Raw genomic sequence first — 26,430 nt, forward strand, 5'->3', positions numbered from 1 at the left:
TTTATCTAGGATAGCTATAAGTGACTTTTTAATAACATCTCATTGAAGATAAATAGAGCAATTACCAAACTATCTTGGGCAAGAGAGTTACTCATTCCTCTGTAGTGTTGTCGCAAAAATTGCTGCCTGAGTGCGATCGCGTAAATTAAGACGACTCAGGATACTATTTACATGATTTTTGACGGTGCGCTCAGAGATATAGAGGACTTTAGCAATTTCACGGTTACTGCATCCTGTGGCAATTAATTGCAATACTTCCTGTTCTCTAGGGGTTAGCTGAGCTAACTCAGGAGGAGGTTTAACTGCCACAGTTGTAATCATCACTTTCTCCAACAGCCCTGGCCCTAGTTGAGTATAGCCTTTGTGAACGGCGCGGATTGCTTCTGCCAACTCTTGGGAGGGAGTATCCTTGAGGAGATAACCTTTGGCTCCAGAGCGTATTGCTTGAGCAACGTATTCATCATCATCAAAGGTAGTCAATACCAAAACTTTGATTTCAGGGACTTGTTGATGAAGTGTACGGGTAGCAGCAACTCCGTCCATTACCGGCATGCGTACATCCATCAGCACTACATCTGGTTGTAGTGAGAGAGCCTGCTCAACTGCCACTTTACCATTTTCGGCCTCACCAATCACCTCTATATCGGGCTTGGCTTGCAATAAACTGCGTAGTCCCTCACGGACAAGGTACTGATCGTCAACTAGTAAGATGCGGATCATCTTTTTTTGCTAAGGGAAGTTCAACATGTATTTGGCAACCTTGAGACGGCTGGCTGTGCACACAGAAGTTGCCCCCCAACGCCTCCGCACGCTCGCGCATTCCCTGTAAGCCAAACCCCGTTGTATTTTCAGTGGGCTCAAAACCTCTACCATTATCTGCCAATTCTAGGTAGATTCTCCTAGTTTCTTCCCTGAGTTCCAGGCGAACTTGAGTTGCCTCACTATGTCGAGAAATATTGGTCAGGGCTTCTTGAACTATGCGGTACAATGCTGTAGAAAATTCTATAGGTAAAGGGGAGGTGAGGTTAATATTTGAGTTAAATTTAATATTAGTTGTTTGTTCAAAATCTTGGATCAGTTTGGCTAAAGCAGTCAGTAATGATTGTCCTTGCAAAGGATTAGTACGCAAAGTAGCTACTGATTGGCGGACGTTCCGTAGGGCTTCTCTGCCTAGTTGTCTGGCTGTTTGTAGATAATTATCTGCCTGTTGAACATCTTTTGGTAAGAGCATCGCCACATTTTCTAGCTGAATACTTTGAGCTGTAAGAAAATGTCCTACTGAATCATGAATCTCGCGGGCAATGCGGTTTCTTTCCTGTAAAGTGGCTTGGTCTTCAATTAGTAAAGCATACTGACGCAAGCGACGATTGGCAAATGCTAAGTCCTGACGGCTTTGTTTTTCTGCTACTAATGCCCCAACTAATAGCAGCACAAATACGAGTACTAAACCGAATAGTATGGCAGAATTTAGGGTTAAATTAATCACCACACTTTGAACCAACTCAGACGGCATGCCTGAAAATTTTGGAGACGGTGATCTACCAGAGAAAAGACCTAAAACATCAATTCTTGTCAGCAGCAACAGCAGAAATGAAGCATAGGCGAAAACTGCCACGATTAAGCGTCCGTACCAAGGAAACATCAGGCAGGCACGAATTACTACAATTAGTAGTAGTGCAGGGAAAAAGCTTCTGCCTCGTCCTCCCACCAACACGGCTAACCAGCTCAAGCCAAAGCCCAAACTCGTGTAAAGTCCTTGAGAGAGACGAGAACCTACAGGTAGTCTTAAGCCAAGCAGTCCCAAAGCGCCAATACTGGCTAAGACACCCAGGGGAGAGCGCACTCCCCAATGGGGTGGTATTCGAGGTGGCCTCAAGCTACCAGGTGGAGGTAGTGAATGGGGTGGCGGTGGATGAAGTGATGAAAACACAGCCAATATTGCAATGCCAAGCAAAATCCACTCTAAATAGAGCAAGAGGCGAAATGGATGTTTGATTCCGAACAGCCTTGGCATAACCAGCAATAGCTCATAACCCACGACTAACTATAAGATAAAGCTTCAAAATCTTTCAGGCTCTAGAGTTGCACAATTAACTAGGTCAAAAGTCCTAGATTCAATTAGTACCTTAGTTGCACTAAATTTAGGAGTTACGATCCAGGTAACTCCACAGTCTAATTACCTAGGATGAGGTTGTTCGCCAAGCAAGATCAACTTTTTGGCGACTGATTAATTTAACCCTCTGCTCAAGAAATACCTACCATGACTCTACGTCGAACTATTCTGTTATCCACAGTCCCCTTATTTTTACTTATGAGTGGCACCTTGGCCGTTGCTCAATTGAATCAAAATAGCCAAACTGTGGCTCAACTGCCCCCGCCACCGGATGCTCCTCCGGGTGGAGAGCGACCAGAAGGCCCTAGAGAGCAAAGATGGTTGCAAGAGCTAGATCTTAATACAGAGCAAACCGAGCAAATCCGTACTATTCAGGAACAGTCTAAAACCGCAGCAGAGGGGTTGCGCCAACAAATGCAGCAAGCTCAGGAACAAATGCGATCGCTTCTCACCAGTGAATCAGCAACATCTGACCAGTTGCGGCAACAGCATCAGGAACTTCAGCGTCTGCATCAGCAATTAGCAGATCAACGGTTTGAAATGATGCTGAGTGTCCGAGAAGTGCTAACTCCCCAACAACGTAGTCAAATGGCCGAGTTGATGAGTCAGCGCCGAGGACGCCATCAAGGTTCTCGCGGCAAATAATCTCTCTTTGGTTATTTTGGCTTGAAACGTTGATTTCTCCTAGGCTGAAATAACCTGGATTGATAAAATTCCCTCTAGTGACAAAAGAGGGATAATACTAGTCTCGTTAATTGAGGCTTGTTTGTCGAAGTGTTTGTTACCTAAAGTCCAACCCGGACAGGTAATTATTATGGATAATGCTCCTTTTTATCGGTCAACTCCAATCAAAGAACTGAGAGAAAAAGCTGGCTGTAATTTACTCTTTTTAGCGAGTTATGCTCCGGATTTTAACTCCATTGAACATTGGTGGCATAAAGTGAAGACAGCCATGAGAAAAGAGTTACCATCATAGGATTTTAATGTTCACGAAGCTGCCTCTGCTGCGTTCTGGTATCTGTAAATTCACCACCGCGCAGCGCTTTAATGGCAAAATTCTACCAAAAGATGCTTCAGGAAGGGCAAAATCCCATATCCGTCGGGAGATCCGCACAACCAAAAATGTGAAAATCTCAGCAATGGCAGTCTCACTATTATTGGGCAGCTTTTACAGTACAGGGGGATTGGCGTTGAAGCCCCAGGAAATTGTAAACTTATGTTAAGTAAAGCTTTCCGTTTTTACCATGATTTCCCGTCGCGCTTTTCTCAGTACACTCTTAGCTAGCTTCCTCATCTGCCTTAGCTGGTTTAACTTCACCTCAGATGCCTTTGCCCTTGGTGGACCACAGCCGCCTCTGAACCAACCCGCCCCACAATTCACCTTACCGACTAACACTGGTGATGGCGAAGTTTCCCTTTCTGACTATCGGGGTAAGTGGGTAGTTCTCTACTTCTATCCCAAAGATTTTACCTCCGGTTGCACCTTAGAAGCTCGTCGGTTTCAGCAAGACTTAGCCAAGTACCTCAACAGAAACGTCCAGATTTTGGGTGTTAGTGCCGACGATGTTGACTCCCACGCCGAATTTTGTGATTCAGAAGGTTTAAAATTTCCCCTATTAGCCGATACTGATGGTACTGTTAGCCAAGCCTACGGTTCTTGGATGGGCTTCATTTCTCTACGCCACACCTACATCATCGACTCCAAAGGCGTTCTCCGGGAGAAGTTTCTTGGTGTTAGGCCAGCAATTCACTCGGAAGAAGTACTCGCCCGTTTGGATGAGTTGCAATCAGCATAAGAGGCAAATGGAAAATAGCCAATAGAAAATAGAATTTAATTAACCATCAACTATTTTCCTTGAGCTACTTTCCATTTTCAATCTTTTAAAGACTGCTGAACCCGCCTCAGGGTTTGATACATTTCTGGTAGGCGCTGGTAAATTGCCGAGGCTTTGAGATAAATTTTGTGAGCAACAGCCGGATAACCACTGACAATAGTGCCCGGTTGGACATCTTTATGGACACCGGTTTTGGCAGTAGCGATCGCACCATCTCCAATTTTTGCTTGATTGGCAACCCCTACTTGACCTGCCAGAATCACTCTGTTGCCAACTTTCACACCACCAGCTAATCCTACTTGGGCCGCCAAAGCGCAGTTTTCCCCTACCTGGCAACCGTGACCAATTTGCACCAAATTATCAATCTTGGTATTGCGGCTAATCCGTGTTTCTCCGACTGCTGGGCGGTCAATGGTGGTATTGCAACCAACTTCAACACCATCTTCTAAAACCGTACAGCCAGATTGTTCCATTTTCAGCCAGCCGTTTGGAGTAGGGACAAAACCAAAACCTTCTGCCCCAACTACAGCACCACTGTGAATCACACAATCTGCCCCAATTCTCGCCCGTTCATGGATAGTGCAATTGGCGTGTAAGATAGTGCGATCGCCAATTTGCACTTCTGGATAAATCACCACATTGGGATGAATACAGACACCATCACCAATCTTGACCCCTACCTGAATCACTACATGGGGACCAATGTAGATATTGTGACCCAACTGGGCATTGGGGTGGATGACAGCCGTGGGGTGAATTTCTGGTGATGGTTGCCAGGATTGATAGAAAAGTGCGATCGCTTTGGCAAACAATAATCTTGGTTCAGATGCCCCAATCCAAGCAATACGCCGTGCCGTGGCTTGTGCTTGTAAGGTTTCGTCCCTTGGCAAAATCAAGGCGCTAGCAGTTGTTGTACCTACCATAGGGGCAAACTTTGCTCCCTCTATGTAACTCAGGGTGCTGTTAGAGGCTTGGTCAACAGATGCCACACCAGTAATTAGCGGGTCTAAATCTGCCTGAACACTCAAACTATTGCACTGTGCTGCTGAATCTAATTTTTGAACAATTTCACTAAACTTCATTGATTTAGGCGCGATTGATTTTAACCTTTTGCTGTTTCTATCCAAGCTGCTGCAACGATTCCCCAAATGGCATTAAATATAATTACCAATAGCGGCACAATGACACCTAGTTGAATACCTAGCCAACCTTTTCCAGTTGAGGGAAAAAAGAACAATAATTGCGCTAATGTGGGGCCGAGTGAAACTAATAAACCTCGTCTAACAATATTTTTTCTAGTATTAAAGGTGCGCTTCATCGGTATAAAGAACAGCAATCCCCAAAGTGCACCCCAAATCAAACGCTGATATAGCCAGGGAGGTGTGAGAGTAGGGGCAATTTTTGCTCCCAAAGCAGCAGTTAATCCCGTGGTTCCAGCCGCCCACACCACTAAACTATTGACCAGTGCACCAACAGCACCAGCGGTTAAATATAGCGATATTTGTTTAAGGCGATTCATAGGTTAGTACTGATTAACAAATACATACCGATAGTTATCTAGTGGCAGGTGAAGCCAATAAATTAGCTTAATCTCAGCTACCCATTGCCTGACCAGCTAACCAGGCTGTTGTCCAAGCACTTTGGAAGTTAAATCCACCAGTAACGCCATCAATATCCAGGATTTCTCCGGCAAAGTAAAGCCCTGGACAAATACGACTTTCCATTGTTTTGAAATTCACTTCTTTTAAATTAATACCACCACAGGTAACAAATTCTTCTTTAAATACACCTTTACCTTGAATCTGGTATAGTCCTTGAGTTAGTTCTTCAACTAGCTGATTTAAGGATTTTTTCGATAAGTCTGCCCAGCGTTGTTGTTCCCCAATACCTGCATAGGTAATCAGACTAAGCCAAAGACGCTTGGGGATAGGTACAGGGCAACTAGTAGCAATGAAGCGCCGGGAAAGTTGGGACTTGACCTTAAGCAGTAGTGGGCGTAATTTTTCTTGGTTATATTGGGGTAACCAATTAATAATCAAGCTGGTTCTATAATTATTTTCCTGTAGAAATCTTGCCCCCCAAGCGGACAGTTTAAGAACCGCAGGGCCACTCAAACCCCAGTGAGTGATCAGTAACGGCCCAGTTTGTTCCTTGAGGCTTTTACCCGCATCCAGTAAACGCAGACAGGCATCACCAACACTAACTCCAGCTAAATCTTGCAAACGGGGGTCAGGAAGATTAAAGGTGAAGAGAGAGGGAACAGGTGATTCGATTTTGTGACCCAAATCTTTTACCCAGCGGTAGCCTTGGGGATTGCCGCCAGTAGCGATGAGAAGGCGATCGCATTTGATTATCTCACCATTTTTTAAGCTTATCTCGAACCCTGCTAGCGGTTTTTGCTGTTGATTCTCCTGACTTTCCTCAACAGTGGTCGAGAGGGAATGATTTTGACTGAGGGTATTGAGAGAAGTGGCTGGAACTTGTCGCGAAACTGACTTGACTGCCATGCTAGTACACACCTTTACTCCGGCTTCTTGCGCAGCCTGGAATAGACAATCAACAATCGTGTCTGAACTATCAGTGATGGGAAACATCCGCCCATCTGCCTCAGTTTTCAACTGAACCCCGTGGGCTTCAAACCAAGCAATAGTATCTTTAGGTTGAAAGCGCGTTAAAGCACCCCGCAACGCTTTACTGCCCCTCGGATAAGCTTGCACTAACAGGGCAGGCTCAAAGCAAGCATGAGTAACATTACAGCGCCCACCACCAGAGATACGCACCTTAGATAAGGGTTGACGCCCCGCTTCTAGTAAAGTGACTTGGCTGTGAGGATGGGCTTGAGCACAGGTAATTGCCCCGAAAAAACCGGCAGCACCGCCGCCGATTACGACAATTTGTAGAGGTTGCAAAGCCAATAGAGCACCGACGAAGGAAACTAACAATCTCTATTGTGCTGCAAAATCCTCTTGTTCTGCTCCGCAAACAGGACACACCCAGTCATATTTTAAATAGGACTAAAGTCCTGGATTAATTTAGGTCTTGCGCCTCATGTGGTTTAACTAGTGCTGCTTTTAGGATTAAGACATCAAACACCAATCAGTCCGAGTAAGCGCATCAAGAATTTAGCACTATGAAAATCAAACTGTTTCCTCTGCTCGCTGGCGTTGCCGCAATTGCCATCTCTGCTGCTCCGATGATAGCCAATGCCCAGGGAGGGCCTGGTAAATTTTCCAACCTCAACCTTACTTCTGAGCAACAAACTCAGTTAGATCAAATCCGAGAAAATGCCGACTCTCAAATTGAGACTATTCTCTCTCCCGAACAAGCACAGCAGTTCCAAAACATCAGGGAACAGCGTCAACAGGGACGAAGGGCGATGAAAGCTCTCAACCTTACCGAGGAGCAGCGAAACCAAATGCGAGAGGTTCATCAATCAGCCCGAAAGCAAATGGAAGAAGTCTTAACGGAGGAGCAACTCCAACAACTGCGCCAGCAGAGAGAAGCGCATCGAGGTGAGCATAGACAAGAACAGGGAAACTAGCCAAGAATAGCTAAAAAACAAGCCTCCAGAACTGGCATTCTGGAGGCAATCAATTTGCTATTTAAGCCGTTATTTTCTGCGTAGTAAGCTTATTTTTCGGTAGCTAGCCTTACTCTCTTAATTAATTCAGAGAATTTGAGGTTACTCATATCAGCCACGGATAAGATATTGACACTCCTTAACGGACGAGAGATGGAGTTCCCAAGATATGAGTGACACAATTGGTACAATATTTGGGTTTTTAGGCGGAACCATTCTCTCCTGCGATGGGGGATACCAGGTTTTGCAACATCCCAACCCGAACAGAGTATATCAAAGACTTTCGGAAGCTAAATGGTTTTTGGCTATGAGGTGGTGTGAGCAATTTAAAGAACCTTCCGGCATCCTCAATCACGAAGGTCAACTTTCTTTCTATAATGAAGCGGCTTTAAAAATAGGAGGTGATACTTTCTTACCTCCTGCTCAAAGAAAAGCTATCTTTAAGCAATGTGTATCTCAACAGGCAGGAGAAATCAAAGTTTATTCTTTTCCCTGTAGTGATGGTAAATCAACTTACCCTCTTGAGGTTGTGGGAATTGATTTAGATCCTCGCTTTGGCAGAGTGGCACTAGTAAGAAAACTTTAGACAAAATGAAGAGTAATTTGAAAATTGTCAGTAGAAAATTGACGTCACTCTCTAGGGACAGAAAGGGGATATAGAGGTTTGGTTGTAACGCCAGACTTTTGATTAACTAAGTCTGTTGTTTTGTACCTTAACTTGATTGCTAAACCTTGTGGCTAAAGCTACGCCAAGGAAACAATTAAGCGATCGCCATCAGCCATACGGCGGTAGCATCAACTGTGGGAGCAGGAAAATGGGAAAACGATAGATATTGACTCATGATCAATAACGTCGTGTTTTTTGGATGCCGTAAATAATTCCTGTGGCAATCGAGAGCAAGATTAATAGATAAATTACACCGCCAGGAATAAAAGTTAATAAACCAAAGCCTCTGAGTAAATATACGAAAACTGTGATTGCCAGAGTAATGCCAAAGGTGTAGGCAAATTTCAGAGTATCGGAGGGAGGAGAGGAACTCATGGTTAATAATTTATCTAGCTGGTGAACTTGCTAAGCTATTGATCCTTCTCGGTGCCTTGTGTATGGCTACCCTTAAGCTTATCAATAATTACTATCGCCTCATACCGATACCAACTAGGATACCAATGCCGACAGCAAACAAGCCAAGAGCCCAGATAACGGCACTCGGAACTTGCTGAATAACACCTATTCCGATCAGCAACAAAACGACAGCAGCTAGCAATAAAGCAATGCCTACGGAAATACCAAGAATATACAGAAATACCGTTACTCCTTGATTAGGTTGCTGACTCACAAATATGACTCCTGAAATAACTAAATAATCATAAATAAAAAAAACACAGGTCGCGCCGCAACGCAACCTGTATCACATTAGCATCAAGCCTTGACATTAGCTGGACTGAGTAGTTAATAGCTCTGCTGGCAAGCGCTTGAAGGCAAGGCGTTCGTTCTCGACATCGACGAAAATTGTATCTCCGTCCTGGAACTCGCCCCGAAGAATGCCCTTAGCAATTTGGGTTTCGAGTTCTCTTTGGATGGCTCGCTTGAGGGGTCTTGCCCCAAAAACTGGGTCGTAACCCACTTCTGCCAAAAAGTCCAGGGATTTGTCTGAAAGCTTCAGGGACATCTTGCGCTCTGCTAGTCTTTCTTCTAAGCGCTGAGTTTGCAATTGGACAATGTAGCGCAACTGATGTTTTTGCAAGGCGTGGAAGATAATTACCTCGTCAATCCGGTTGAGGAACTCTGGACGGAAACTAGAGCGCATTACCTCCATGACTCGACTCTGCATTTCCTCGTATTGAGAGTCATCACCGGAAACATCCAGAATGTACTGGGAACCGATGTTACTAGTCATAATAATGATGCTGTTCTTGAAGTCTACCGTGTGACCCTGAGCATCAGTGACACGACCATCATCCAGAATTTGCAACATCACATTAAAGACATCGGGGTGTGCTTTCTCGATTTCGTCAAACAGAACCACGGCATAAGGTCGTCTGCGGATGGCTTCTGTCAGTTGCCCGCCTTCTTCGTAACCAACGTATCCGGGAGGAGCGCCAATTAGTCGCGAGACGGCGTGCTTCTCCATATATTCGGACATATCAATCCGCACTATAGCGTCTTCGGTGTCGAATAGATAAGCAGCAAGAGCTTTGGCAAGTTCTGTCTTACCTACGCCAGTGGGGCCGAGGAAGATAAAACTAGCAGTGGGTCGATTAGGATCAGCTAAACCAGCACGCGATCGCTGAATGGCATCAGCAACAGCAGTGACTGCTTCTTCCTGACCAACTACCCGCCTGTGCAATTCGTCTTCCAGGTTCAGTAGCTTCTCTTTCTCCGACTCCACTAGCTTGCTGATGGGAATGCCTGTCCACTTAGAGATAATCTCAGCAATGTCAGCTTCTGTTACTTCCTCCCGCAACAGAGACTTACCACTAGTTTGAGTGTCTGAGAGCTGCTCTTCCGTGGCAGAGAGGGATTTTTGCAACTCGGTTAACTTACCGTATTTTAACTCGGCAGCCCGATTGAGGTCGTAGTCACGCTCAGCTTGCTGGATTTCCACATTAACTCGGTCAATCTCTTCTTTAATGCCTTGAATGCGGTCAATGATGTCTTTTTCTGACTGCCATTGAGCGTTTAAGGTGTGTTGCTCTTCTTTGAGATCAGCCAGTTCTTTTTCCAGTCTTTCTAGTCTTTCTAAGGAAGCGGGGTCGCTTTCCTTTTGCAGTGACAGGCGCTCCATTTCTAGTTGCAGGATTTTACGGTCGATTTCGTCGAGTTCTTCTGGTTTGGAGGTAATCTCCATTTTTAGCCGTGCTGCGGCCTCGTCTACTAAGTCAATCGCTTTGTCCGGCAAAAAGCGATCGCTAATATAGCGAGTAGATAAGGTAGCGGCTGCTACTAGGGCATTGTCAGCAATTTTGACACCATGATGCACTTCATAGCGTTCTTTGAGTCCCCGTAAAATCGAAACTGTATCTTCTACACTGGGTTGATCTACATAAACCTGTTGGAAGCGGCGTTCTAAAGCTGCATCTTTTTCAATGTACTTGCGATACTCATCAAGGGTTGTGGCACCAATACAGCGCAACTCACCTCTAGCCAACATGGGTTTAAGCAAGTTTCCCGCATCCATCGCGCCTTGAGTAGCGCCAGCACCAACGACGGTGTGGATTTCGTCGATGAACATGATAATTTGACCTTGGGAGTCGGTAACTTCTTTGAGAACCGCTTTGAGGCGCTCTTCAAATTCGCCACGGAACTTGGCACCAGCAATCAGTGCGCCCATATCCAGAGCAATCAATTTCCGATCTTTGAGGGATTGGGGTACATCTCCGGCCACAATCCGCTGGGCCAACCCTTCTGCAATTGCCGTTTTACCAACTCCCGGTTCCCCAATTAGCACGGGGTTATTTTTAGTCCGACGAGAAAGAATTTGAATTGTGCGGCGAATCTCGTCATCGCGACCAATTACCGGGTCGAGTTTGCCTTCCCGCGCTGCTTGTGTCAAGTCACGTCCATATCTTTCTAAGGCTTCATATTTGCCTTCTGGGTTTTGGTCGGTCACTTTCTGGTTCCCCCGAATCTGGGCAATCGTAGTTTTGAGCTTCTTTTCTGTTAGTTTAAAGTCTTTGAATAAGGCTTTGCCGAAGCGTTCGTCTTTGACGTAACCTAGCATTAGATGCTCAATAGAAATGTAATCGTCTTCATAGTCTTTACGATAAGAATCAGCTCGATCTAAAAGGCTCTCTAGGCTGCGTCCGAGATAAATAGAGCTGGTGCTGCCAGAAACCTTGGGGTGGCTTTGCATGAAGTCTTCTACAGCTTGCTGCACCTGCTGTACTGGCACTTCTGCTTTGTTGAGAATGCTACTGGCTAGTCCGCTTTGTTCTAGCAATGCTTTCATCAAGTGTTCGCTCTCAATTTGTTGCTGCTGGGCAACTTTAGCGATATCTGGAGTTTGAGCGATCGCTTCCCAGGCTTTTTCTGTAAATTGATTGGGATTAGTAGGTTGCATCTTTTAATAGATCTTTCCTCTAACTGTCTGTCATAATTCTAAAAAAGTGGACGTGATACGCTGGATCGGTCTTCACGTCTTCCTTAAGGGGTATTGCCGCCCACTAGATGAATTAATCGCTGATTTTGTCCAAAATATCCGGACAAAGGTTGTAACTTAAAGGTTTATTAGTTGAGGAGGGCGTGTCCCTCTTCTGTCACTTTGGGCAAAAGTGAAGTTTGTGTGACTATTGAAGGAGGGAAGGAGCGAAGGATGCAGAGTCGTCAATTTAGCTTACCTCGGCAGCGTTTCTGGATGGCGCTAGCTATTGGCAGCTTTCTCAGTCTAACTTTTACTAATCCAGTGATGGCTCAAGAACAACTGTTGCGAACCTTGACAGTAACTGGACAAGGGATAGAAAGAATTCCTGCCACACTGACACAAGTACAGCTGGGAGTGGAAGTGCAGGGTGCTTCGGCGGCACAAGTCCAGCAGGAAGTAGCCAAGCAAACATCAGCCGTGGTAGATTTTCTGCGCTCTCGCGATGTCAAGCAGTTACAAACTACGGGCATCAGCCTGCAACCGAATTATGACTACAGTGATCAACAAAGGCGCTTAGTCGGTTATATTGGCACTAATACTGTCAGTTTTCGCCTCAGTGTTGAGCAAGTTGGCACTTTACTAGATCAAGCTGTTCAAGCCGGAGCCACTCGCATTGATAGTATCAGTTTTACCGCTACCGAACAGGCTATCTCCTCCGCAGAAAAAGAAGCTCTCCGTAAGGCAATCCTCGATGCTCAAGAATCGGCAGATGTTGTTTTGCAGGCTTTGAATTTTAGCCCCAAGGAGATTGTCAGTATTCAGGTTAATGGAGCCAGTGCTCCCCAGCCTAGAGCGTTTAAAGTAGAGCAACTCTCAAGATCTGCTGATGCTACTACACCAGTTATTGGTGGTGAGCAAACAGTGCAAGCCTCTGTAACTCTGCAAATTAGCTACTAACTCCTAGGGGGTTGCGCAATTGGGGGACAAGGGGGATAAGGGGGACATTCAACCTTCGCCTAATTCAAGTCTCTTGAAAAATAAATGGAAATAAATTCCGCAATCGGTGTAATAGAGTACTAGGTTTACTTGCCAGAAACTGCGAAGCTCTTATCCTAGAGATGAAGACTTCGCGAATCGTGAGAAAGCTATGGTTAAGCCATTTGACCCTGAAGAGGGTTTGCCCTTCGATGAAGAAAAGGAGCGCGAATGCCCCTTTGGTCGCACTTTGGAAGACTATACTCTGACTGGTAAGCTGCGTCGGTTCCACAGCTCTTTTGACAGCAGCCTCCGAGCAGTTTTGCAGGATTGCCTATATCGCATTGAGGACGATGAGGGCGTTATTACTTTTCAGATTCTCTGCCCCAATGAAACCGTCCGTAAACGTCTCTACAAAAAGCGAGAAAAGGTTCGGCGTAGTATAAGCATCGTCGGCAAAATTGACTACTACGCTTTGTGTATAGATAAAGGTGGGCTACAGTGTCAATTATTTGATATGGACAGCTACAATGGCGGCGTTTGAGTAAAAGTTTGATTGGATTGCTACTGACTACACCTCAAGGTGTAGTCAGAGAGACCCCAACCACTATAACTTTGCGAGTAATTCCAGCTTAGGGTCTCTATACCCACAACTAAAGCTTCTCTTGGTCCCTCTAGCCTTCTAACTGTTGTCTTGTTTGGTAATCAAGCAAAAAAATTAACTCTTGTTTACAAAAATCTTCGCATCTTCAGCAAAAGCTCTGATATATCCTCAATTAAACGATCTGCTTTGGTTTAAGTATCTTAGAGGCAAACCCACACCTAGTGGAGGCGCTATTGCCTCAAACCCGCTCTACGAAGTCTATTTACTACAGTAAGTAATTCCTCTTCCAGCTCGTCGGATTACTTAGATAATTTTAGATTTTTGATCCTTTTAAGTAGCTTTTGTTTTTTGTACCGCTTTTTATAAAATTAAAAATAAAATATTTAAATAATAGCTTTTCGTTGAACTAGAGTTATCCTAGAGTGTTTAATATCTAAAAATAAGAAAATAAGGATAATAGGAAGCCTTTAGAGACCATCTGAGCAAAAACTCCCCTTTCCTTTCCCTCAGAGTTAGTCAATAATGCAATCAACACCAACAGAAAAAGCCCTTAACCGCTGTTTGTAGTGCCAAAGCTTATCGGACAAGCAAACCTAGCGGCAAAAAAAATTAAATTCTTAGATTTAGAACGGATAGGAGACAAAAAAGCGTGAAACTCTCAGTTTATGGAAAAGGTGGCATCGGTAAATCCACAACTAGCTGCAATATCTCAGTAGCACTAGCCAAGCGCGGCAAAAAAGTACTGCAAATTGGTTGTGATCCGAAACACGACAGCACCTTTACCCTCACAGGTTTCCTCATTCCCACAATTATTGATACGCTTCAGGAAAAGGATTACCACTACGAAGATGTCTGGCCTGAAGATGTCATCTACAAAGGCTATGGTGGTGTTGATTGCGTAGAAGCTGGTGGCCCTCCTGCTGGTGCTGGTTGCGGTGGCTACGTTGTTGGTGAAACGGTAAAGTTACTCAAAGAACTCAACGCCTTTGATGAGTACGACATAATTCTGTTTGACGTTCTGGGTGACGTAGTTTGCGGCGGTTTTGCAGCCCCCCTGAACTATTCTGACTACTGCATGATTGTCACTGACAACGGTTTCGATGCCTTGTTTGCCGCTAACAGAATTGCTGCATCTGTCCGTGAGAAAGCTCGTACCCACCCACTGCGTTTAGCTGGTTTAATTGGTAATCGTACTTCTAAGCGTGACCTGATTGAGAAATATATTGAAGCAGTACCAATGCCTGTGCTGGAGGTTCTGCCTTTAATTGAAGATATTCGCGTCTCTCGCGTTAAGGGTAAAACCTTATTTGAGATGGCAGAGACTGATCCATCCCTGAGCTATGTCTGCGATTACTACCTCAACATTGCTGACCAGATTCTAGCGCGTCCAGAGGGAGTTGTACCCAATGATTCCCCCGATCGGGAGTTGTTCTCTTTGCTGTCTGACTTCTACCTCAATCCCCAGAAGCCACAAGCAAGGACGGAGGAAGAAGAAGTAGATCTGATGATGGTCTAAGAAGAGTTTCAGGTTGAGGGTTTTCTCTATAAAACTTAACCCTTCAACCTGCAAACTTCCAACCTTCCACATTCAGTATGCTAAATCCTGTAGAAACTTCCTAACAAAGACGAGGAGAGGAGAATTTTTATGACCGCTACTCAATCCCCTCAGGCCCTAGATTTTGAGTGTGAGACTGGTAACTACCACACATTTTGCCCGATTAGCTGTGTTGCTTGGCTCTACCAAAAGATTGAAGATAGTTTCTTTTTGGTAATTGGCACCAAGACTTGTGGATACTTCCTTCAGAATGCCATGGGGGTGATGATTTTTGCTGAGCCACGCTATGCAATGGCAGAGTTAGAAGAAGGAGATATCTCTGCTCAGCTTAATGATTATGAAGAACTCAAGCGCTTGTGCTTGCAGATTAAACGCGATCGCAATCCCAGTGTAATTGTCTGGATTGGCACCTGCACCACCGAAATCATCAAGATGGATTTGGAAGGCTTGGCCCCCAAACTGGAAGCTGAGATTGGTATCCCCATCGTCACAGCGCGTGCCAATGGTTTAGACTACGCCTTTACTCAAGGTGAAGACACTGTTTTAGCATCGATGGTGCACAGGTGTCCCAAAGAAGCTCCCAAGGTAGAACACGAGAAAGAAGAGCGCAATTCGATCACCAAACTTCTCAACTTTGGACGCAAGAAGGAAGACGTTGCTGCTGAAGAGTCAGAGTATGTCGATCATCCTCCACTAGTATTGTTCGGCTCATTGCCTGACCCTGTGGTAACTAACTTGACGCTAGAACTGAAGAAACAGGGCATAAAAGTTTCTGGTTGGATGCCCTCGAAGCGGTATACTGAGCTGCCAGTGATTGAAGAAGGGTATTATGTCTCTGGTGTTAACCCCTTCTTAAGCCGTACTGCTAGCACTTTGATGCGTCGCCGTAAGTGTAAGCTAATTGGTGCACCTTTCCCGATTGGCCCTGATGGCACCCGTGCTTGGATTGAGAAAATCTGCTCTGTGTTCGGCATTGAACCGAAAGGATTGGAAGAACGGGAAGCACAAATTTGGGAAGGCTTGGAAGACTATGTAAAGCTGCTACGCGGTAAGTCAGTCTTCTTTATGGGTGATAACCTACTGGAGATTTCTCTGGCTCGTTTTCTGATTCGTTGCGGTATGAGTTGCCCGGAAATTGGTATTCCCTACATGGATAAGCGCTATCAAGCTGCCGAATTGACCATGCTGGAGAAGACTTGCCAAGAAATGGGTGTACCTAATCCTAGAATTATTGAAAAGCCGGATAATTACAACCAGTTGAAGCGGATTCAGGAAATGAAGCCTGATTTGGTAATTACTGGTATGGCTCATGCTAACCCATTAGAGGCGCGTGGGATTAGTACTAAGTGGTCAGTTGAGTTTACCTTTGCTCAAATTCACGGTTTTACCAATGCGCGTGATGTTCTGGAGTTAGCCACTCGTCCGTTGCGTCGGAATAATAATCTCAAGGATTTGGGTTGGGAGAAGTTAGTCAAGGAAGAAGCCAAGATTTAAACTCTCCCCTTACCTCCCTTCAAAATAGGAGAGGGAAGTAAGCAAAAATCTCTTCTCATATTAAGAGTGATCCGATGCGCGATCGCTCTTTTTTTTATCATGGGATACCAAGGAAAAGAAAAGAGTGTCGATGCTAGCATTCAAATACAGGATATGGAGCAAGCGCCGTGACAGAAAAAACAGAACTACTTGATGAAGATATTGTAGACAAAGAAGAAGAAGAAGAAGAATATGAACCCCGTAGTTTCCAGTACGATCCTGAAAAAATTAACATTGCTACCAGACAACCAACCATTGAGCAATTACTAAGACGAATCGATGAGGCAGCGCTTGACTTAGCACCAGACTTTCAACGACAAGCTAATATCTGGAAGCCTGATGTTAAAAGCAGACTTATTGAATCTATCCTCATCCGTATTCCGTTACCAGCTTTCTATGTAGATGCAACTGATGAAGAGAACTGGTTAGTTGTAGATGGGTTACAGCGCCTATCTGTCCTCAAACAATTTGTGAGCGATAAAACCCTTAAGCTAACTGGATTGGAGTATCTTAATAATCTTGAAGGAAAAACCTATGATGAATTAGAACCTAGATACCGACGGCGAATACTTGAGACTCAACCTACAGTGTATCTGATTGAAAAAGGGACACCACCTGAAGTTAAATACAACATATTCAAACGAATTAATACGGGTGGCACTCCTCTTTCTAACCAAGAAATTCGCCATGCACTAAACCCAGGTAATGCAACTAAGTTCTTAGCAAGACTTGCCGCATCTCAAGAATTTAGGCAAGTAATTGAGCTTAGTGAATCAAAAAGGAAGCGTATGGATGATCGTGAATTTGTACTTGGATTTTTGGCATTTAGACTAACCTCTTATAAAAATTATCAAGATGGAGATAGAGATTCATTTTTAAGTGAAGCCTTATTTAAAATTAATCATCTAACAGAAGAAGCATTAAACGATATCGAAAGCGATTTCAAGAAAGCAATGAATACGGCATCAGAGGTTTTTGGGGCTAATTCTTTTCGCAAACTATCTAAAAAGACCAAGAGAAAACAGCCACTCAATAAAGCATTATTTGAGGCTTGGTCAGTTAACTTTAGCTATCTTAGTGCTGAAGAAGTTAAGATTTTAAAAAATAAAAAGCAGGAACTGATTGATAAATTCATTCATTACGCTGACGAAGATAAAGAATTTCTTAAATCTATTTCTCAGGCAGCTAACAAAGTTGAATATCGATTTAGAACCGTTGAAAAAATAATTTCAGAAGTACTTTCATGATTCGCTCACTGCGCTTAATAAACTTTAAGGCTTTCGCCAATCAGCTTCTTGCATTTAAACCACTAACCTTGCTTTCTGGTCTTAATAGCACAGGTAAATCTTCAGTATTGCAGTCACTGCTGTTACTACGTCAATCTTATCAACAGGGTTTATTGCCCAATGTAGGATTAGCACTTAATGGTGATTTAATTTGTATTGGTACGGCTCAAGATGCCCTTTTTGAAGCAGCACAAGAGGATTCAATCAGTTTTGAGCTAACTTGGGAAGATGGTAATAAGGGATTGTGGCGTTTCGATTATGACCGAGAGGTAGATGTATTAAATCTTGCTTCACCAGCAAATTTCCAAGAAGTTTATCAATCAAGTCTTTTTGGCAATAATTTCCACTACCTTCAAGCAGAAAGAATTGGTCCTCGCCCATTTTCCGAGATGTCAGATTTTCAGGTACGACAGCGTAGACAATTAGGCATCAGAGGTGAATACGCAGCTCACTTTCTTTCAATTAATGAACGTAAGACTATCCCCAATAGCAGTTTAAGTCATCCAGAAGCAAAGTCTTTGGATCTAATAGATCAAGTTGAAGCATGGATGGGAGAAGTTAGTCCAGGTACACGCCTCAAAATTTCTCCAAAACCAGATGTAGATTTGATGAGTTTTCAATACTCCTATGGAGACAGTAACCCTTACCGTGCGACAAATGTAGGGTTTGGAATTACCTATACTTTACCAATTATTGTAGCAGTACTTGCATCTACGGCAGATACACTAATTTTAATTGAAAATCCAGAAGCTCATCTCCATCCCAAAGGGCAAGCAAAAATGGGAGAATTGTTGGCCCTTGCAGCTAGTTGTGGCATTCAAGTTGTCATAGAAACTCATAGCGATCATGTTTTAAATGGCATTCGTCTTGGTGTTCATGGGGGCAAACTTAATCCTAATAATGTTCAATTGCACTACTTCCAGCGACAGCAGAAAAAAGGGCAAGCTTTTACCGAAGTAATATCACCCCATATTGATCGAAACGGCAGAATTGATCAATGGCCCGACGGCTTCTTTGATGAATGGGATAAAAGTTTGGAAGCTTTGTTAGAACCAGCCGGAGAGTAAAATATGGATTTAGAAATGGTGTTGAATGAACTCTCCCTGCGTACTCCCACTTCTGACGAACAAACAGCACGCCAATTAATGTCAGAGCTAATGAGTACTGTTCGCCAAGCAACTTCTAGTGGTGTGAAGCGTATACTTCGTACTTCTAACGATATCAACACTATCGAACTCGCACCAGGCTATCCCGTGGCTCGTTGGCGCAACGATAATACAGTAAATAGAGAAGAACGTAGTTTTTTTAGAACTCTCACAGCAAAAGCTCCCTTTTGGACAGATGCTGCTGAAGAAATAAAAAGTAATTTCGATTTGTCTGACGTTTTTTATCAAGCAGAGGAAGCAAGAGGACTTTGTTTTGCTCTAGTTAGTGATGCAATACCAGTCAGCTTAAATTCCGAAACAAGATGGGATTGCAGCTACTTAGAGTTAGCAGTTACAAGACTTGAAGACGAAGAATTAATCGAGGAATATGTAAAAATTCCTCATGCTAGTCGTAGACATCATGTACAGGAAAATGCTGATTGGATTAAAAATCGTATCCACACAGCAGTCCTTAATGGTCAAGAACTATGGAATCGAAAGGAAGAATTATTTCCTAGCTTGAAATTCTGTGAAGATGTATGCAAGCAGATGCAAAGTCTTGGTAATGGCAATCCCATTTTAAGACAGGTTGTAAAACGCTTATTTGAGCTTGAGGAATGCTGCAAAAATTGGACAGATGGAGCATTTGATTTAGAGAGTATTCCCAGTAAAGCCTCTCCGGAAAGTAAGTCTAGGTTACAGCAATTTAGAGAGCAATTAAATATTAAATGTCCTGATGGACAAGAGCGTTTGTTCAGCTTGCATGTTCGCATGACACCAGGACCTGGGCGGCTCTACTTTTTCCCCGAATCACAGCAAGGAAAGATAATCATTGGTTACATTGGTTCAAAAATTTTGTAGTCCTAAAACTGGCAAGGTTTTTTGCTAAATGCCTTCAGCAGTAGGCTATCGCTTTTTGTCAAAGAATCCCCGTCAAATCCAGCATAAAATCTGGCAGTACATCCTCCCCCGATAACTGACGAGGAACAAGTAAAACTTCCTTAGTTAGATTGATTATGGATTCTAAAGTTAGGATAATGGTGTTCATATTAGGGAATTTCCTATCTTTAATAGCACTATAGTTTCATCAGGTTGTTATTCCATTAGTTCCCTGAACAGAAACCTAAAAAATGCTAGGCGATCGCATTTTTATATTCTCCCTACACCCCTATTTTCCATGAAAGCGCTCCATTAACGTACATCCTACGATGGCATTGCTGTTGTCAGCTAATCAGTATCTACGGTAGGGTTAACGGGATAGGAGAACATGCACCATGCCCATCACCACAAGCTACACAATCAGTTGGGAGAGGCTACCTGATGATTTTCCCTTACCCAATGAACCAGTGGACAACATAGATCAACCCCTATTAGCAGCCGCGTTGAGTGACAGTTTAGAACAAGCAGGACAGTTGCCAGAGAATGGGCTAGTCACCACTAGTTACGGTATCTGTGCCACCTTAAACAGTAAAATTGTCGTCAAAGACCCAGACTGGATGTATGTGCCTCGTATTTGGGTTTCACGAGAAAAAGTCCATCGCCGCTACACACCACAACTACAAGGAGAAATTCCGGTTATTCTTATCGAGTTTCTCTCAGAAACAGAGGGAGACGAATATTCAGTCAAACCGACTTATCCTCCTGGTAAATGGTTCTTTTACGAGCAAGTGTTGCAAGTGCCGCAATATGCCATTTTTGAGCCGCAACAAGGAGTGCTAGAAGTTTATCAACTAAATGATTCTGGGCATTATGAACTGCAACAGCCCAATGCTGATGATCGTTATAAAATTGAGGCACTGGGTCTATGGCTAGGTGCTTGGCAAGGAACTAAGGGAAACCGCACGGGCTACTGGTTGCGTTGGTGGTACGGAAATGGACAAATATTGCCGTGGGGAGTAGAGTCAGTGATGCAGGAACGACAACGAGCTGAAGCATTGGCAGCTCAGTTACGGGCAGCTGGAATTGAACCAGAGATTTAAGTCAATTTACTTAAATTATCTACTAATTTTTGAAGATGAGTTAACTCGTGAGTTGCCATCAAGGAAATCCTAATTCTACTAGTGGGAACTGTGGGAGGGCGGATGGCTGGGGCAAAGATACCAGCAGCTTTCAATTTTTGACCAATAGCGATCGCTTCTGCTGCACTGGCTAATTGCAAGCAAAGAATTGGTGACTCGGACGGTAAAAGCCGCTGATTAGGCAGTTGCTTTTGTACTAGCTGCTTAAGAGTATCTACATTCCTACTCAGTTGGACTCGGCGTTCTGGTTCTTGTTGGACAATCTCAACTGCTGCCAATGCTGCTGCTGTATCAGCGGGGGATAAAGCAGTAGTGTAAATCCAACTAGGGGCGCGATTGCGTAGGAAGTCAATTAAGGCAGCTGAACCAGCCACGTAGCCGCCTAAACTGCCCAAAGCTTTACTAAGGGTGCCCACTTGAATGAGTGCCTCTCCCGTGTAGCCGAAATGTTCTACGCATCCAGCGCCCGTAGCCCCTAAAACTCCAGTGGCATGAGCTTCATCAACTAGTAACATACAGCTAAATTCTTGGGCGATCGCTAATAGCTGCGGTAGCGGACAAAGATCGCCATCCATGCTGAAAACACTGTCGGTGGTGATCAGACAACGGCGGTAGTTTTGCCGATGTTGAGCTAGCTTTTTTTGCAACTCTTCCATCTCACAGTGTCCATAGTCGAGTACCATCGCACCGCTCAAAATTGCTCCATTCTTCAGACTAGAGTGATTGTACTGATCAGCCAGAATCAAGTCACGCTTCCCCACGAGAGCAGCAATAGTTCCCAAATTAGCCAGATAACCAGAGCTAAATACTAGGGCATCTTCGCTTTGTTTAAGAGAAGCGATCGCTTTTTCTAGCTGCCGATGCAATGCTCGATGGCCACTGAGCAAGCGAGAACCAGTGCTACCAGTTCCCCATTCTCTGGTAGCTGCCACTGCTGCTTGGACTAAGCGCTGATCGCCAGTTAGTCCCAAATAGTCATTGCTGGCAAAATTGATCACCTCGTGTCCTGCTAATTGCACCACCGCACCAGGAAGGCTTTGCAGCGTTTGCACTGAACGATACCAGTTAGCACGGTGAATTGTCGCTAGTGATGGCTCTAGCCAAGCATAAGGATCAGTTGGCATTGTCGATATTTAGGACTCGGTTTCTGGGGGAGGTTCAATATCTTGTATTTGAGCATTTTTGCCCTTAACTGGGGGCGCTTCTTCTACTAAACCCATTTCAAAGGCAATATCCGGCAATTCACCCACTAGATACCTTCCCGGCTGAAACACCCTTCCCGGCGTGAAACACACCTGTCTGAGTTGGACTATTTTTCCAGGGGCGAACATTCCCCTCCACATTTTTCGCTCAAGTCCCATAACGACTCTCCTAAGACAAGCTCAGTATTCTCTAACTTTAAACTGCCTAGGACTTAAGTTTATTAGCTACAGCTTTTAGGGGGTTAAGTTGATAATTTTGTAGGGGTTCTTGAGGCGCTACTGTTAAATACGGTTCAAGTAAGCTATCCTCAACCCAGCCAGAATGGTACTTAATTTCAGTAGCATCTTTACTGAGATTAAGTATTTCCAAATCACCACGCATGGTATTCCAATCAATTCGACCTCCAGTATCTACTTGATTTGAGCCAATGCCCATGGGACCACCTCCAACCTGGTTAAGGGCAACTGCATCAAATCCTCGAACGAATTGATCACCTCTCCAATGCCACTCTCTACCAACCCAATCAACCGCAGGCAATGCCTCTGATGACTTATCAACAGGCCCCGACCAAACACTTGCCCCTTGATCATTTAAGGCGACGGTAAAACCCTTGTTATATCTCACCTCGTAGCGACCTTTTCCAGTCTCGGAGTTTAAGGGAGACCACCATAAGACTTCGACGCTTCCTGGCCCAGTAGTTGTTTCAACAGTTGCAGCAGATGTCTCGCTAAATAGCGTGCTGTGGAGAGGCATTCCTTCCCTAGGCAGTTTTGCCATTAGGGCAAATCGCCAACAAGACCAACTTTTAGAACTACTCGCCTCTTGCCATTGCACCTGACAGATGCCGTTGCCAGTACCGACCCAAAGCTTGTCTTTTTCCAACAGTAGCTTCTCAGGAATTGCACCTATTATGGGACTATTGCGGATATCGTAAGACCTCACGGGGTCTAATTGCTCCTCTGCTAACTTAGGCAGATAAGCAACTAGTCCCATTCCTGGAAGGTCGGGATTTCCTTCTCCACTGAGTTGGGTTGCCATCCAAAAAGTGGGGTTTTTGGGTTCTCCAGCAATTACTAAGTCGGTAATTTGTTGCCCCTTAATTTCCTTCGGCTGTATCAGTGCGACTTGATCAGATTGAGGATCGTAATTAATAATTGTCGCAATGCCACCGTTTCCTTCTCCTTGTTCTGAAGCCACAGTCCAAAAAAGGCGATTATCGTAACTGAGAGCGGCTGTGATGCGAGGCAGACCCAACTGCTCTCCTGCCTGAGCCTGCTTCATTTCTTCAAGGGTGTAAAGAGTATGATTTTGAGGCTGCTCACTATCCGGCGTAATTAACTCAAAAACAACTTTTTCTGGTTCCACCTGAAAATCTGGCAGGGGATTGGGGTCGAGGACTACCCGATATTGATAACTCTTGCCGTCTAATTCAATTGTTTCGTAAGCAGGGTCAGTTGCCTCAATTACTGATTTTTCACTGGCAAGAGTGCCTGAGTTCACAGTCCAACTACTACTGTCTCGGCAGAAAACAAAGTCATACTTGGGGGTTTGAAACTTAATAGTCTCTTCGTTAGCTACAACTTCTTTTATTTGATACTCAAAACGGTCATACCAACCTTCATTTTCTGATAATTTAATTGGTAAAACTGATGGTGATTCTGGACATTTCTTTGTTTGACTTATTTGAGTTGTTTGAACTGACTCCTCGTTAATTGGATTAGTTGGATTGGTACAACCGTTAAGTAATGTAGCTAAGCCAACAATCACAACCGTAAATTTCATGACAGTTTATAAGCTAAAACATTAATAGGATAGTAAGGGATAAACATTTAACAGTTGTTAGATCACCCCTAAAAAAACCGTCTACTACTTATGTGTAAGTAATAGGCGGTTAAATTATATCTGTATTTTAGACAATCCTAGCAATTGTTAAACAATTGTTAATTTACCGGATTTTATTGTGAACTTTATCGAACACAAGAGTGCCGCTGAGCATCAAGGTTGTCATAAACTTGTTCATCGGCTATTGCTCCTCTCCTGAATTAAAGCCTTGGTCAGTATTTAAGTGAATTTAAAAGCGATGTTTGGGAAAAATTTGTTGATCACACGGGGCGGTTTTACTATCAATTTGAGCCTATCTAGAGAGTGTGGTATTCCTCTTCTTTGCCAATCTCGGTAGAAGTGAGGAGTGCTTCAGCATGACGGATTTCTGGCTTAGTGCCACTGATGATGATTAAACTAGTCATTCTGCCTGAAAAACTACTAGCTATAGCAGTTTCACCATCAGGAAAATCAGGAAAATCTGCACTAGTCAGCTTAAAGTGAGACTGAGCTTCCTGTATCACTGCAGCAACTTGGTTCATCGGAAAACCAGCTAACTGTAGCTTCCGCAGCGCCTTTTCTGTTCCTTGAGGATGTTGGAACACACCGCTAGTATGCCTGTAGTGACCTTTTGGCAAAGGATTATCCAGCGTATGCAACTGGTAGGCATTAGGGGTTGCATAGGTGGTGTGAGAAGTCGTATTAACATCCGAGGGGCTGACCTCCGTATTAACTGCCTCCCACTTTCGTCTATTTAACAGCATTGCTTCCTCCTCCGAAAAAGAATCAGTGTGGATAACCAAAAGAATTACCTATTTTTTGTTAGTTTTGACTGCATTGATTCTTTTATTTATCCACTTTTAACTAAAAGTTTCATCAATCAAGAGGAGGAATAGTCAGTATATCTGTCGAAGTAGGTAGCTGTTGATTAACGAAGTAAATCTTGCTTGGCTTTTCTGGAAGATGACTCTCACCTAAAAAACTTGCTCTTCAGGATGAAGAAACTTTCATTTTTCTCTGTAATTTACTCAATTTGAACTATTACTTCCCAGATTGGTAAACTCACTTTGGTGTTAAACCAGCCTCTTGCAAATAACTCAATAACCAATTTGCTGCTGTAGCCCTGCGAGCCTGCCTAGGGCTGAATTCACCTATTTTGTAACCTTTGAAACCCAACTGTGTTTTCAATAGTTGTTTCTTTTCCGCAGGGATTGAGCGGGTGAGTTTTACAGTAGCAGGGCGACTGTCAATGAAGTCTGGTGGCTCTGGATAAGTCTGCCGCCATTCAGGAGAAACTCCTGTGGCATCCCATTGCGAGGTAGTTGCATCATAGCGATAACCGAGACAGCGCCAGAGCAGCTTATTCACCGTCTCGTCATCTATTTCTTCTTTGACAATTGCCAAAACGGTTTCAGTATTTAGCGGCGGTAGCTCAGACATAATTCGTTGTTATTTGTTAGGTCTCAGTTGCTAGTTAATTTACCGGAAGCCTCACTCTTGGCTCAGTGAATGCTAAACAGGTCAAGAAATAGCAACTAATAAGAAATTATCGGAAAAAATCTCTGATTAGCCTGAATTTAACAAAATATCTGTGTTTAGCTGTCTGCCTCTGTAGTCCGATATGTCTCAAATTGATTTTTCCGATAAGCTATAAAGCACAACCTAAAGTGTTAATCGTCGAGTTTCGTTGGATTGGCTTTGCGGTTAATCGCTTTGTAGCAGTTTAACCAAGGATTCTGGTCAAGAATTCTTATTGGCTGCAAGAGATGACTTGAAAAACTTAACAGATTAATGAGCTTAATTGGAAAAGTAGCCCTGATTACTGGCGGCGGTCAAGGGATTGGCAAGGCGATTGCCCAGAGATTCCTTAAAGAGGGACTGACTGTTGTCATTGCTGAGATTGATCAAGAAGCGGGAAAAGAAACAGAAGCTGAGTATAGTAACCTAGGTAAGATTAGATTCGTATACACCAATATTGCTTGTGAAGAAACGGTTAAGCAGGCGATCGCTAAAACGATAGAATTGTTCGGTAAACTGGATATTCTCGTCAACAATGCAGCCATTGCTAATCCAGAGAACGCGCCAATCACGCAATTGAGCCTAGAAAGCTGGAATCGCTTGATTGCCACCAATCTGACCGGTTCCTTTCTGTGTACTAAATATGCTGTCCCATATCTGCGGAATCATCAGGGCGTAATCATCAATATTGCTTCAACAAGAGCCTTGATGTCAGAACCCCACACGGAAGCATATTCTACTGCCAAAGGTGGTATTGTGGCCTTCACTCATGCCCTAGCTAATAGCTTAGGCCCAGAGATTAGAGTAAACTGCATTAGTCCTGGTTGGATTGCCGTCCAAGATTGGCAAAAGCAAGCTTCTCGCCAAGAACCTCAACTAACCCAGCAAGACTACCAACAACATCCTGTAGGTCGTGTAGGCAAGCCAGAAGATGTTGCGGCCATGGCTTTTTATTTAGCCTCTCCGGAATCGGATTTCATTACGGGGGCAAATTTTATCGTAGATGGTGGGATGACTAGAAAGATGATTTATCTGTAAAATTGCAATGCCGACAAGAGAAGAGAGAAAGCGATTCTTTCTAGAGCAGCCCTAGATGGCTGATTAGAAAAACCCCAGATGGACAAGAGATAAAGATGGATACTCTGATAATTCAAGGGGAATT

General features: G+C 43.9%; 29 protein-coding genes. 15 read left to right on the top strand and 14 right to left on the bottom strand.

What is annotated here, in order from left to right:
* Positions 1-87: 87 nt before the first annotated feature.
* Entirely contained in the window at positions 88-720 is a 633-nt protein-coding gene (locus ACT7WV_RS20260) for a response regulator transcription factor (RefSeq protein WP_445104620.1), read from the bottom strand.
* A complete protein-coding gene (locus ACT7WV_RS20265; protein ID WP_445104621.1) occupies positions 698-2,014 on the bottom strand; it encodes a sensor histidine kinase in 1,317 nt (438 codons plus the stop codon). The genes ACT7WV_RS20260 and ACT7WV_RS20265 overlap by 23 nt, the downstream gene beginning before the upstream one ends.
* Before the next feature lie 246 nt (positions 2,015-2,260).
* Between ACT7WV_RS20265 and ACT7WV_RS20270 the strand changes: the two genes are divergently transcribed.
* The 4 genes from ACT7WV_RS20270 to ACT7WV_RS20285 all read left to right on the top strand — a co-directional run bounded on the left by ACT7WV_RS20270 (position 2,261) and on the right by ACT7WV_RS20285 (position 3,909).
* Positions 2,261-2,758 (top strand): Spy/CpxP family protein refolding chaperone, encoded by a 498-nt coding sequence (locus ACT7WV_RS20270; RefSeq protein ID WP_445104622.1) that lies wholly within the window; start codon positions 2,261-2,263, stop codon positions 2,756-2,758.
* Positions 2,759-2,879: 121 nt separating this feature from the next.
* Entirely contained in the window at positions 2,880-3,089 is a 210-nt protein-coding gene (locus ACT7WV_RS20275; protein WP_445104623.1) for a transposase, read from the top strand.
* A 7-nt stretch (positions 3,090-3,096) separates the two neighbouring features.
* A complete protein-coding gene (locus tag ACT7WV_RS20280) occupies positions 3,097-3,336 on the top strand; it encodes a hypothetical protein (RefSeq protein WP_445104624.1) in 240 nt (79 codons plus the stop codon).
* Positions 3,337-3,357: 21 nt separating this feature from the next.
* The gene (locus ACT7WV_RS20285; RefSeq protein ID WP_445104625.1) at positions 3,358-3,909 is read left to right on the top strand and encodes a peroxiredoxin; all 552 of its coding nucleotides are present in this window, start codon (positions 3,358-3,360) and stop codon (positions 3,907-3,909) included.
* Positions 3,910-3,986: 77 nt separating this feature from the next.
* On the opposite strand, the gene lpxD is transcribed toward ACT7WV_RS20285, so the two are convergent.
* From lpxD to ACT7WV_RS20300, 3 genes are all read right to left on the bottom strand, one after another.
* Positions 3,987-5,030 carry a UDP-3-O-(3-hydroxymyristoyl)glucosamine N-acyltransferase gene (gene lpxD, locus ACT7WV_RS20290; RefSeq protein ID WP_445104626.1) on the bottom strand — a complete coding sequence of 348 codons (1,044 nt, stop codon included), beginning with the start codon at positions 5,028-5,030 and terminating at the stop codon, positions 3,987-3,989.
* Between the two features lie 20 nt (positions 5,031-5,050).
* Entirely contained in the window at positions 5,051-5,467 is a 417-nt protein-coding gene (locus tag ACT7WV_RS20295; RefSeq protein ID WP_445104627.1) for a hypothetical protein, read from the bottom strand.
* Between the two features lie 73 nt (positions 5,468-5,540).
* Positions 5,541-6,890, bottom strand: a complete 1,350-nt coding sequence (locus ACT7WV_RS20300) for a BaiN/RdsA family NAD(P)/FAD-dependent oxidoreductase (RefSeq protein WP_445104628.1) — start codon at positions 6,888-6,890, stop codon at positions 5,541-5,543.
* A 188-nt stretch (positions 6,891-7,078) separates the two neighbouring features.
* Between ACT7WV_RS20300 and ACT7WV_RS20305 the strand changes: the two genes are divergently transcribed.
* On the top strand, positions 7,079-7,489 hold the full coding sequence (locus tag ACT7WV_RS20305) for a hypothetical protein (RefSeq protein WP_445104629.1): 411 nt from the start codon (positions 7,079-7,081) through the stop codon (positions 7,487-7,489).
* A 208-nt stretch (positions 7,490-7,697) separates the two neighbouring features.
* Positions 7,698-8,114, top strand: a complete 417-nt coding sequence (locus ACT7WV_RS20310; protein ID WP_445104630.1) for a hypothetical protein — start codon at positions 7,698-7,700, stop codon at positions 8,112-8,114.
* A gap of 258 nt (positions 8,115-8,372) precedes the next feature.
* On the opposite strand, the gene ACT7WV_RS20315 is transcribed toward ACT7WV_RS20310, so the two are convergent.
* The 3 genes from ACT7WV_RS20315 to clpB form a co-directional block, all read right to left on the bottom strand.
* Positions 8,373-8,570 carry a hypothetical protein gene (locus ACT7WV_RS20315; RefSeq protein WP_445104631.1) on the bottom strand — a complete coding sequence of 66 codons (198 nt, stop codon included), beginning with the start codon at positions 8,568-8,570 and terminating at the stop codon, positions 8,373-8,375.
* A gap of 91 nt (positions 8,571-8,661) precedes the next feature.
* Positions 8,662-8,865, bottom strand: a complete 204-nt coding sequence (locus tag ACT7WV_RS20320) for a hypothetical protein (RefSeq protein ID WP_445104632.1) — start codon at positions 8,863-8,865, stop codon at positions 8,662-8,664.
* Positions 8,866-8,961: 96 nt separating this feature from the next.
* Positions 8,962-11,589 carry an ATP-dependent chaperone ClpB gene (gene clpB / locus ACT7WV_RS20325; RefSeq protein WP_445104633.1) on the bottom strand — a complete coding sequence of 876 codons (2,628 nt, stop codon included), beginning with the start codon at positions 11,587-11,589 and terminating at the stop codon, positions 8,962-8,964.
* A 252-nt stretch (positions 11,590-11,841) separates the two neighbouring features.
* Here clpB and ACT7WV_RS20330 point away from each other — a divergent pair, with 252 nt between their 5' ends.
* The 7 genes from ACT7WV_RS20330 (at position 11,842) to ACT7WV_RS20360 (ending at position 19,569) form a co-directional block, all read left to right on the top strand.
* A complete protein-coding gene (locus ACT7WV_RS20330) occupies positions 11,842-12,567 on the top strand; it encodes an SIMPL domain-containing protein (RefSeq protein WP_445104634.1) in 726 nt (241 codons plus the stop codon).
* 190 nt (positions 12,568-12,757) lie between these two features.
* Positions 12,758-13,129, top strand: a complete 372-nt coding sequence (locus ACT7WV_RS20335; protein ID WP_445104635.1) for a hypothetical protein — start codon at positions 12,758-12,760, stop codon at positions 13,127-13,129.
* A 709-nt stretch (positions 13,130-13,838) separates the two neighbouring features.
* The gene (gene bchL / locus ACT7WV_RS20340) at positions 13,839-14,705 is read left to right on the top strand and encodes a ferredoxin:protochlorophyllide reductase (ATP-dependent) iron-sulfur ATP-binding protein (protein WP_445104636.1); all 867 of its coding nucleotides are present in this window, start codon (positions 13,839-13,841) and stop codon (positions 14,703-14,705) included.
* A 129-nt stretch (positions 14,706-14,834) separates the two neighbouring features.
* The gene (locus ACT7WV_RS20345; RefSeq protein WP_445104637.1) at positions 14,835-16,238 is read left to right on the top strand and encodes a ferredoxin:protochlorophyllide reductase (ATP-dependent) subunit N; all 1,404 of its coding nucleotides are present in this window, start codon (positions 14,835-14,837) and stop codon (positions 16,236-16,238) included.
* Between the two features lie 167 nt (positions 16,239-16,405).
* Entirely contained in the window at positions 16,406-17,524 is a 1,119-nt protein-coding gene (locus ACT7WV_RS20350; RefSeq protein ID WP_445104638.1) for a DUF262 domain-containing protein, read from the top strand.
* A complete protein-coding gene (locus ACT7WV_RS20355; RefSeq protein ID WP_445104639.1) occupies positions 17,521-18,630 on the top strand; it encodes an AAA family ATPase in 1,110 nt (369 codons plus the stop codon). The genes ACT7WV_RS20350 and ACT7WV_RS20355 overlap by 4 nt, the downstream gene beginning before the upstream one ends.
* 3 nt (positions 18,631-18,633) lie before the next feature.
* Entirely contained in the window at positions 18,634-19,569 is a 936-nt protein-coding gene (locus ACT7WV_RS20360; RefSeq protein WP_445104640.1) for a hypothetical protein, read from the top strand.
* A gap of 58 nt (positions 19,570-19,627) precedes the next feature.
* Here the strand turns inward: ACT7WV_RS20360 and ACT7WV_RS20365 are convergent, their stop codons facing one another.
* Positions 19,628-19,756 carry a hypothetical protein gene (locus tag ACT7WV_RS20365; protein WP_445104641.1) on the bottom strand — a complete coding sequence of 43 codons (129 nt, stop codon included), beginning with the start codon at positions 19,754-19,756 and terminating at the stop codon, positions 19,628-19,630.
* Between the two features lie 226 nt (positions 19,757-19,982).
* Here ACT7WV_RS20365 and ACT7WV_RS20370 point away from each other — a divergent pair, with 226 nt between their 5' ends.
* The gene (locus ACT7WV_RS20370) at positions 19,983-20,687 is read left to right on the top strand and encodes a Uma2 family endonuclease (RefSeq protein WP_445104642.1); all 705 of its coding nucleotides are present in this window, start codon (positions 19,983-19,985) and stop codon (positions 20,685-20,687) included.
* Here the strand turns inward: ACT7WV_RS20370 and bioF are convergent.
* The 5 genes from bioF to ACT7WV_RS20395 all read right to left on the bottom strand — a co-directional run bounded on the left by bioF (position 20,684) and on the right by ACT7WV_RS20395 (position 25,190).
* Positions 20,684-21,850: an 8-amino-7-oxononanoate synthase gene (gene bioF, locus ACT7WV_RS20375; protein WP_445104643.1), complete on the bottom strand. Its 1,167-nt coding sequence runs from the start codon at positions 21,848-21,850 to the stop codon at positions 20,684-20,686. The genes ACT7WV_RS20370 and bioF overlap by 4 nt on opposite strands.
* A gap of 9 nt (positions 21,851-21,859) precedes the next feature.
* Positions 21,860-22,087: a hypothetical protein gene (locus tag ACT7WV_RS20380; RefSeq protein WP_445104644.1), complete on the bottom strand. Its 228-nt coding sequence runs from the start codon at positions 22,085-22,087 to the stop codon at positions 21,860-21,862.
* Between the two features lie 46 nt (positions 22,088-22,133).
* Positions 22,134-23,711: a hypothetical protein gene (locus ACT7WV_RS20385; protein WP_445104645.1), complete on the bottom strand. Its 1,578-nt coding sequence runs from the start codon at positions 23,709-23,711 to the stop codon at positions 22,134-22,136.
* 356 nt (positions 23,712-24,067) lie between these two features.
* On the bottom strand, positions 24,068-24,514 hold the full coding sequence (locus tag ACT7WV_RS20390; protein ID WP_445104646.1) for a hypothetical protein: 447 nt from the start codon (positions 24,512-24,514) through the stop codon (positions 24,068-24,070).
* A 298-nt stretch (positions 24,515-24,812) separates the two neighbouring features.
* Positions 24,813-25,190 carry a DUF1823 family protein gene (locus ACT7WV_RS20395; RefSeq protein WP_445104647.1) on the bottom strand — a complete coding sequence of 126 codons (378 nt, stop codon included), beginning with the start codon at positions 25,188-25,190 and terminating at the stop codon, positions 24,813-24,815.
* Positions 25,191-25,541: 351 nt separating this feature from the next.
* Between ACT7WV_RS20395 and ACT7WV_RS20400 the strand changes: the two genes are divergently transcribed.
* The gene (locus ACT7WV_RS20400; RefSeq protein ID WP_445104648.1) at positions 25,542-26,306 is read left to right on the top strand and encodes a glucose 1-dehydrogenase; all 765 of its coding nucleotides are present in this window, start codon (positions 25,542-25,544) and stop codon (positions 26,304-26,306) included.
* Positions 26,307-26,430: the final 124 nt, after the last annotated feature.

It is taken from the genome of Symploca atlantica LB2515 (assembly GCF_052546295.1).

Bases quoted from the DNA above. Each gene is read 5' to 3' on its own strand.
- ACT7WV_RS20260 (WP_445104620.1), bottom strand. From the start codon at position 720: ATGATCCGCATCTTACTAGTTGACGATCAGTACCTTGTCCGTGAGGGA.
- ACT7WV_RS20265 (WP_445104621.1), bottom strand. From the start codon at position 2,014: ATGCCAAGGCTGTTCGGAATCAAACATCCATTTCGCCTCTTGCTCTAT.
- ACT7WV_RS20270 (WP_445104622.1), top strand. From the start codon at position 2,261: ATGACTCTACGTCGAACTATTCTGTTATCCACAGTCCCCTTATTTTTA.
- ACT7WV_RS20280 (WP_445104624.1), top strand. From the start codon at position 3,097: ATGTTCACGAAGCTGCCTCTGCTGCGTTCTGGTATCTGTAAATTCACC.
- ACT7WV_RS20285 (WP_445104625.1), top strand. From the start codon at position 3,358: ATGATTTCCCGTCGCGCTTTTCTCAGTACACTCTTAGCTAGCTTCCTC.
- lpxD (WP_445104626.1), bottom strand. From the start codon at position 5,030: ATGAAGTTTAGTGAAATTGTTCAAAAATTAGATTCAGCAGCACAGTGC.
- ACT7WV_RS20295 (WP_445104627.1), bottom strand. From the start codon at position 5,467: ATGAATCGCCTTAAACAAATATCGCTATATTTAACCGCTGGTGCTGTT.
- ACT7WV_RS20305 (WP_445104629.1), top strand. From the start codon at position 7,079: ATGAAAATCAAACTGTTTCCTCTGCTCGCTGGCGTTGCCGCAATTGCC.
- ACT7WV_RS20310 (WP_445104630.1), top strand. From the start codon at position 7,698: ATGAGTGACACAATTGGTACAATATTTGGGTTTTTAGGCGGAACCATT.
- ACT7WV_RS20315 (WP_445104631.1), bottom strand. From the start codon at position 8,570: ATGAGTTCCTCTCCTCCCTCCGATACTCTGAAATTTGCCTACACCTTT.
- clpB (WP_445104633.1), bottom strand. From the start codon at position 11,589: ATGCAACCTACTAATCCCAATCAATTTACAGAAAAAGCCTGGGAAGCG.
- ACT7WV_RS20330 (WP_445104634.1), top strand. From the start codon at position 11,842: ATGCAGAGTCGTCAATTTAGCTTACCTCGGCAGCGTTTCTGGATGGCG.
- ACT7WV_RS20335 (WP_445104635.1), top strand. From the start codon at position 12,758: ATGGTTAAGCCATTTGACCCTGAAGAGGGTTTGCCCTTCGATGAAGAA.
- ACT7WV_RS20345 (WP_445104637.1), top strand. From the start codon at position 14,835: ATGACCGCTACTCAATCCCCTCAGGCCCTAGATTTTGAGTGTGAGACT.
- ACT7WV_RS20355 (WP_445104639.1), top strand. From the start codon at position 17,521: ATGATTCGCTCACTGCGCTTAATAAACTTTAAGGCTTTCGCCAATCAG.
- ACT7WV_RS20360 (WP_445104640.1), top strand. From the start codon at position 18,634: ATGGATTTAGAAATGGTGTTGAATGAACTCTCCCTGCGTACTCCCACT.
- ACT7WV_RS20365 (WP_445104641.1), bottom strand. From the start codon at position 19,756: ATGAACACCATTATCCTAACTTTAGAATCCATAATCAATCTAACTAAG.
- ACT7WV_RS20370 (WP_445104642.1), top strand. From the start codon at position 19,983: ATGCCCATCACCACAAGCTACACAATCAGTTGGGAGAGGCTACCTGAT.
- bioF (WP_445104643.1), bottom strand. From the start codon at position 21,850: ATGCCAACTGATCCTTATGCTTGGCTAGAGCCATCACTAGCGACAATT.
- ACT7WV_RS20380 (WP_445104644.1), bottom strand. From the start codon at position 22,087: ATGGGACTTGAGCGAAAAATGTGGAGGGGAATGTTCGCCCCTGGAAAA.
- ACT7WV_RS20385 (WP_445104645.1), bottom strand. From the start codon at position 23,711: ATGAAATTTACGGTTGTGATTGTTGGCTTAGCTACATTACTTAACGGT.
- ACT7WV_RS20390 (WP_445104646.1), bottom strand. From the start codon at position 24,514: ATGCTGTTAAATAGACGAAAGTGGGAGGCAGTTAATACGGAGGTCAGC.
- ACT7WV_RS20395 (WP_445104647.1), bottom strand. From the start codon at position 25,190: ATGTCTGAGCTACCGCCGCTAAATACTGAAACCGTTTTGGCAATTGTC.
- ACT7WV_RS20400 (WP_445104648.1), top strand. From the start codon at position 25,542: ATGAGCTTAATTGGAAAAGTAGCCCTGATTACTGGCGGCGGTCAAGGG.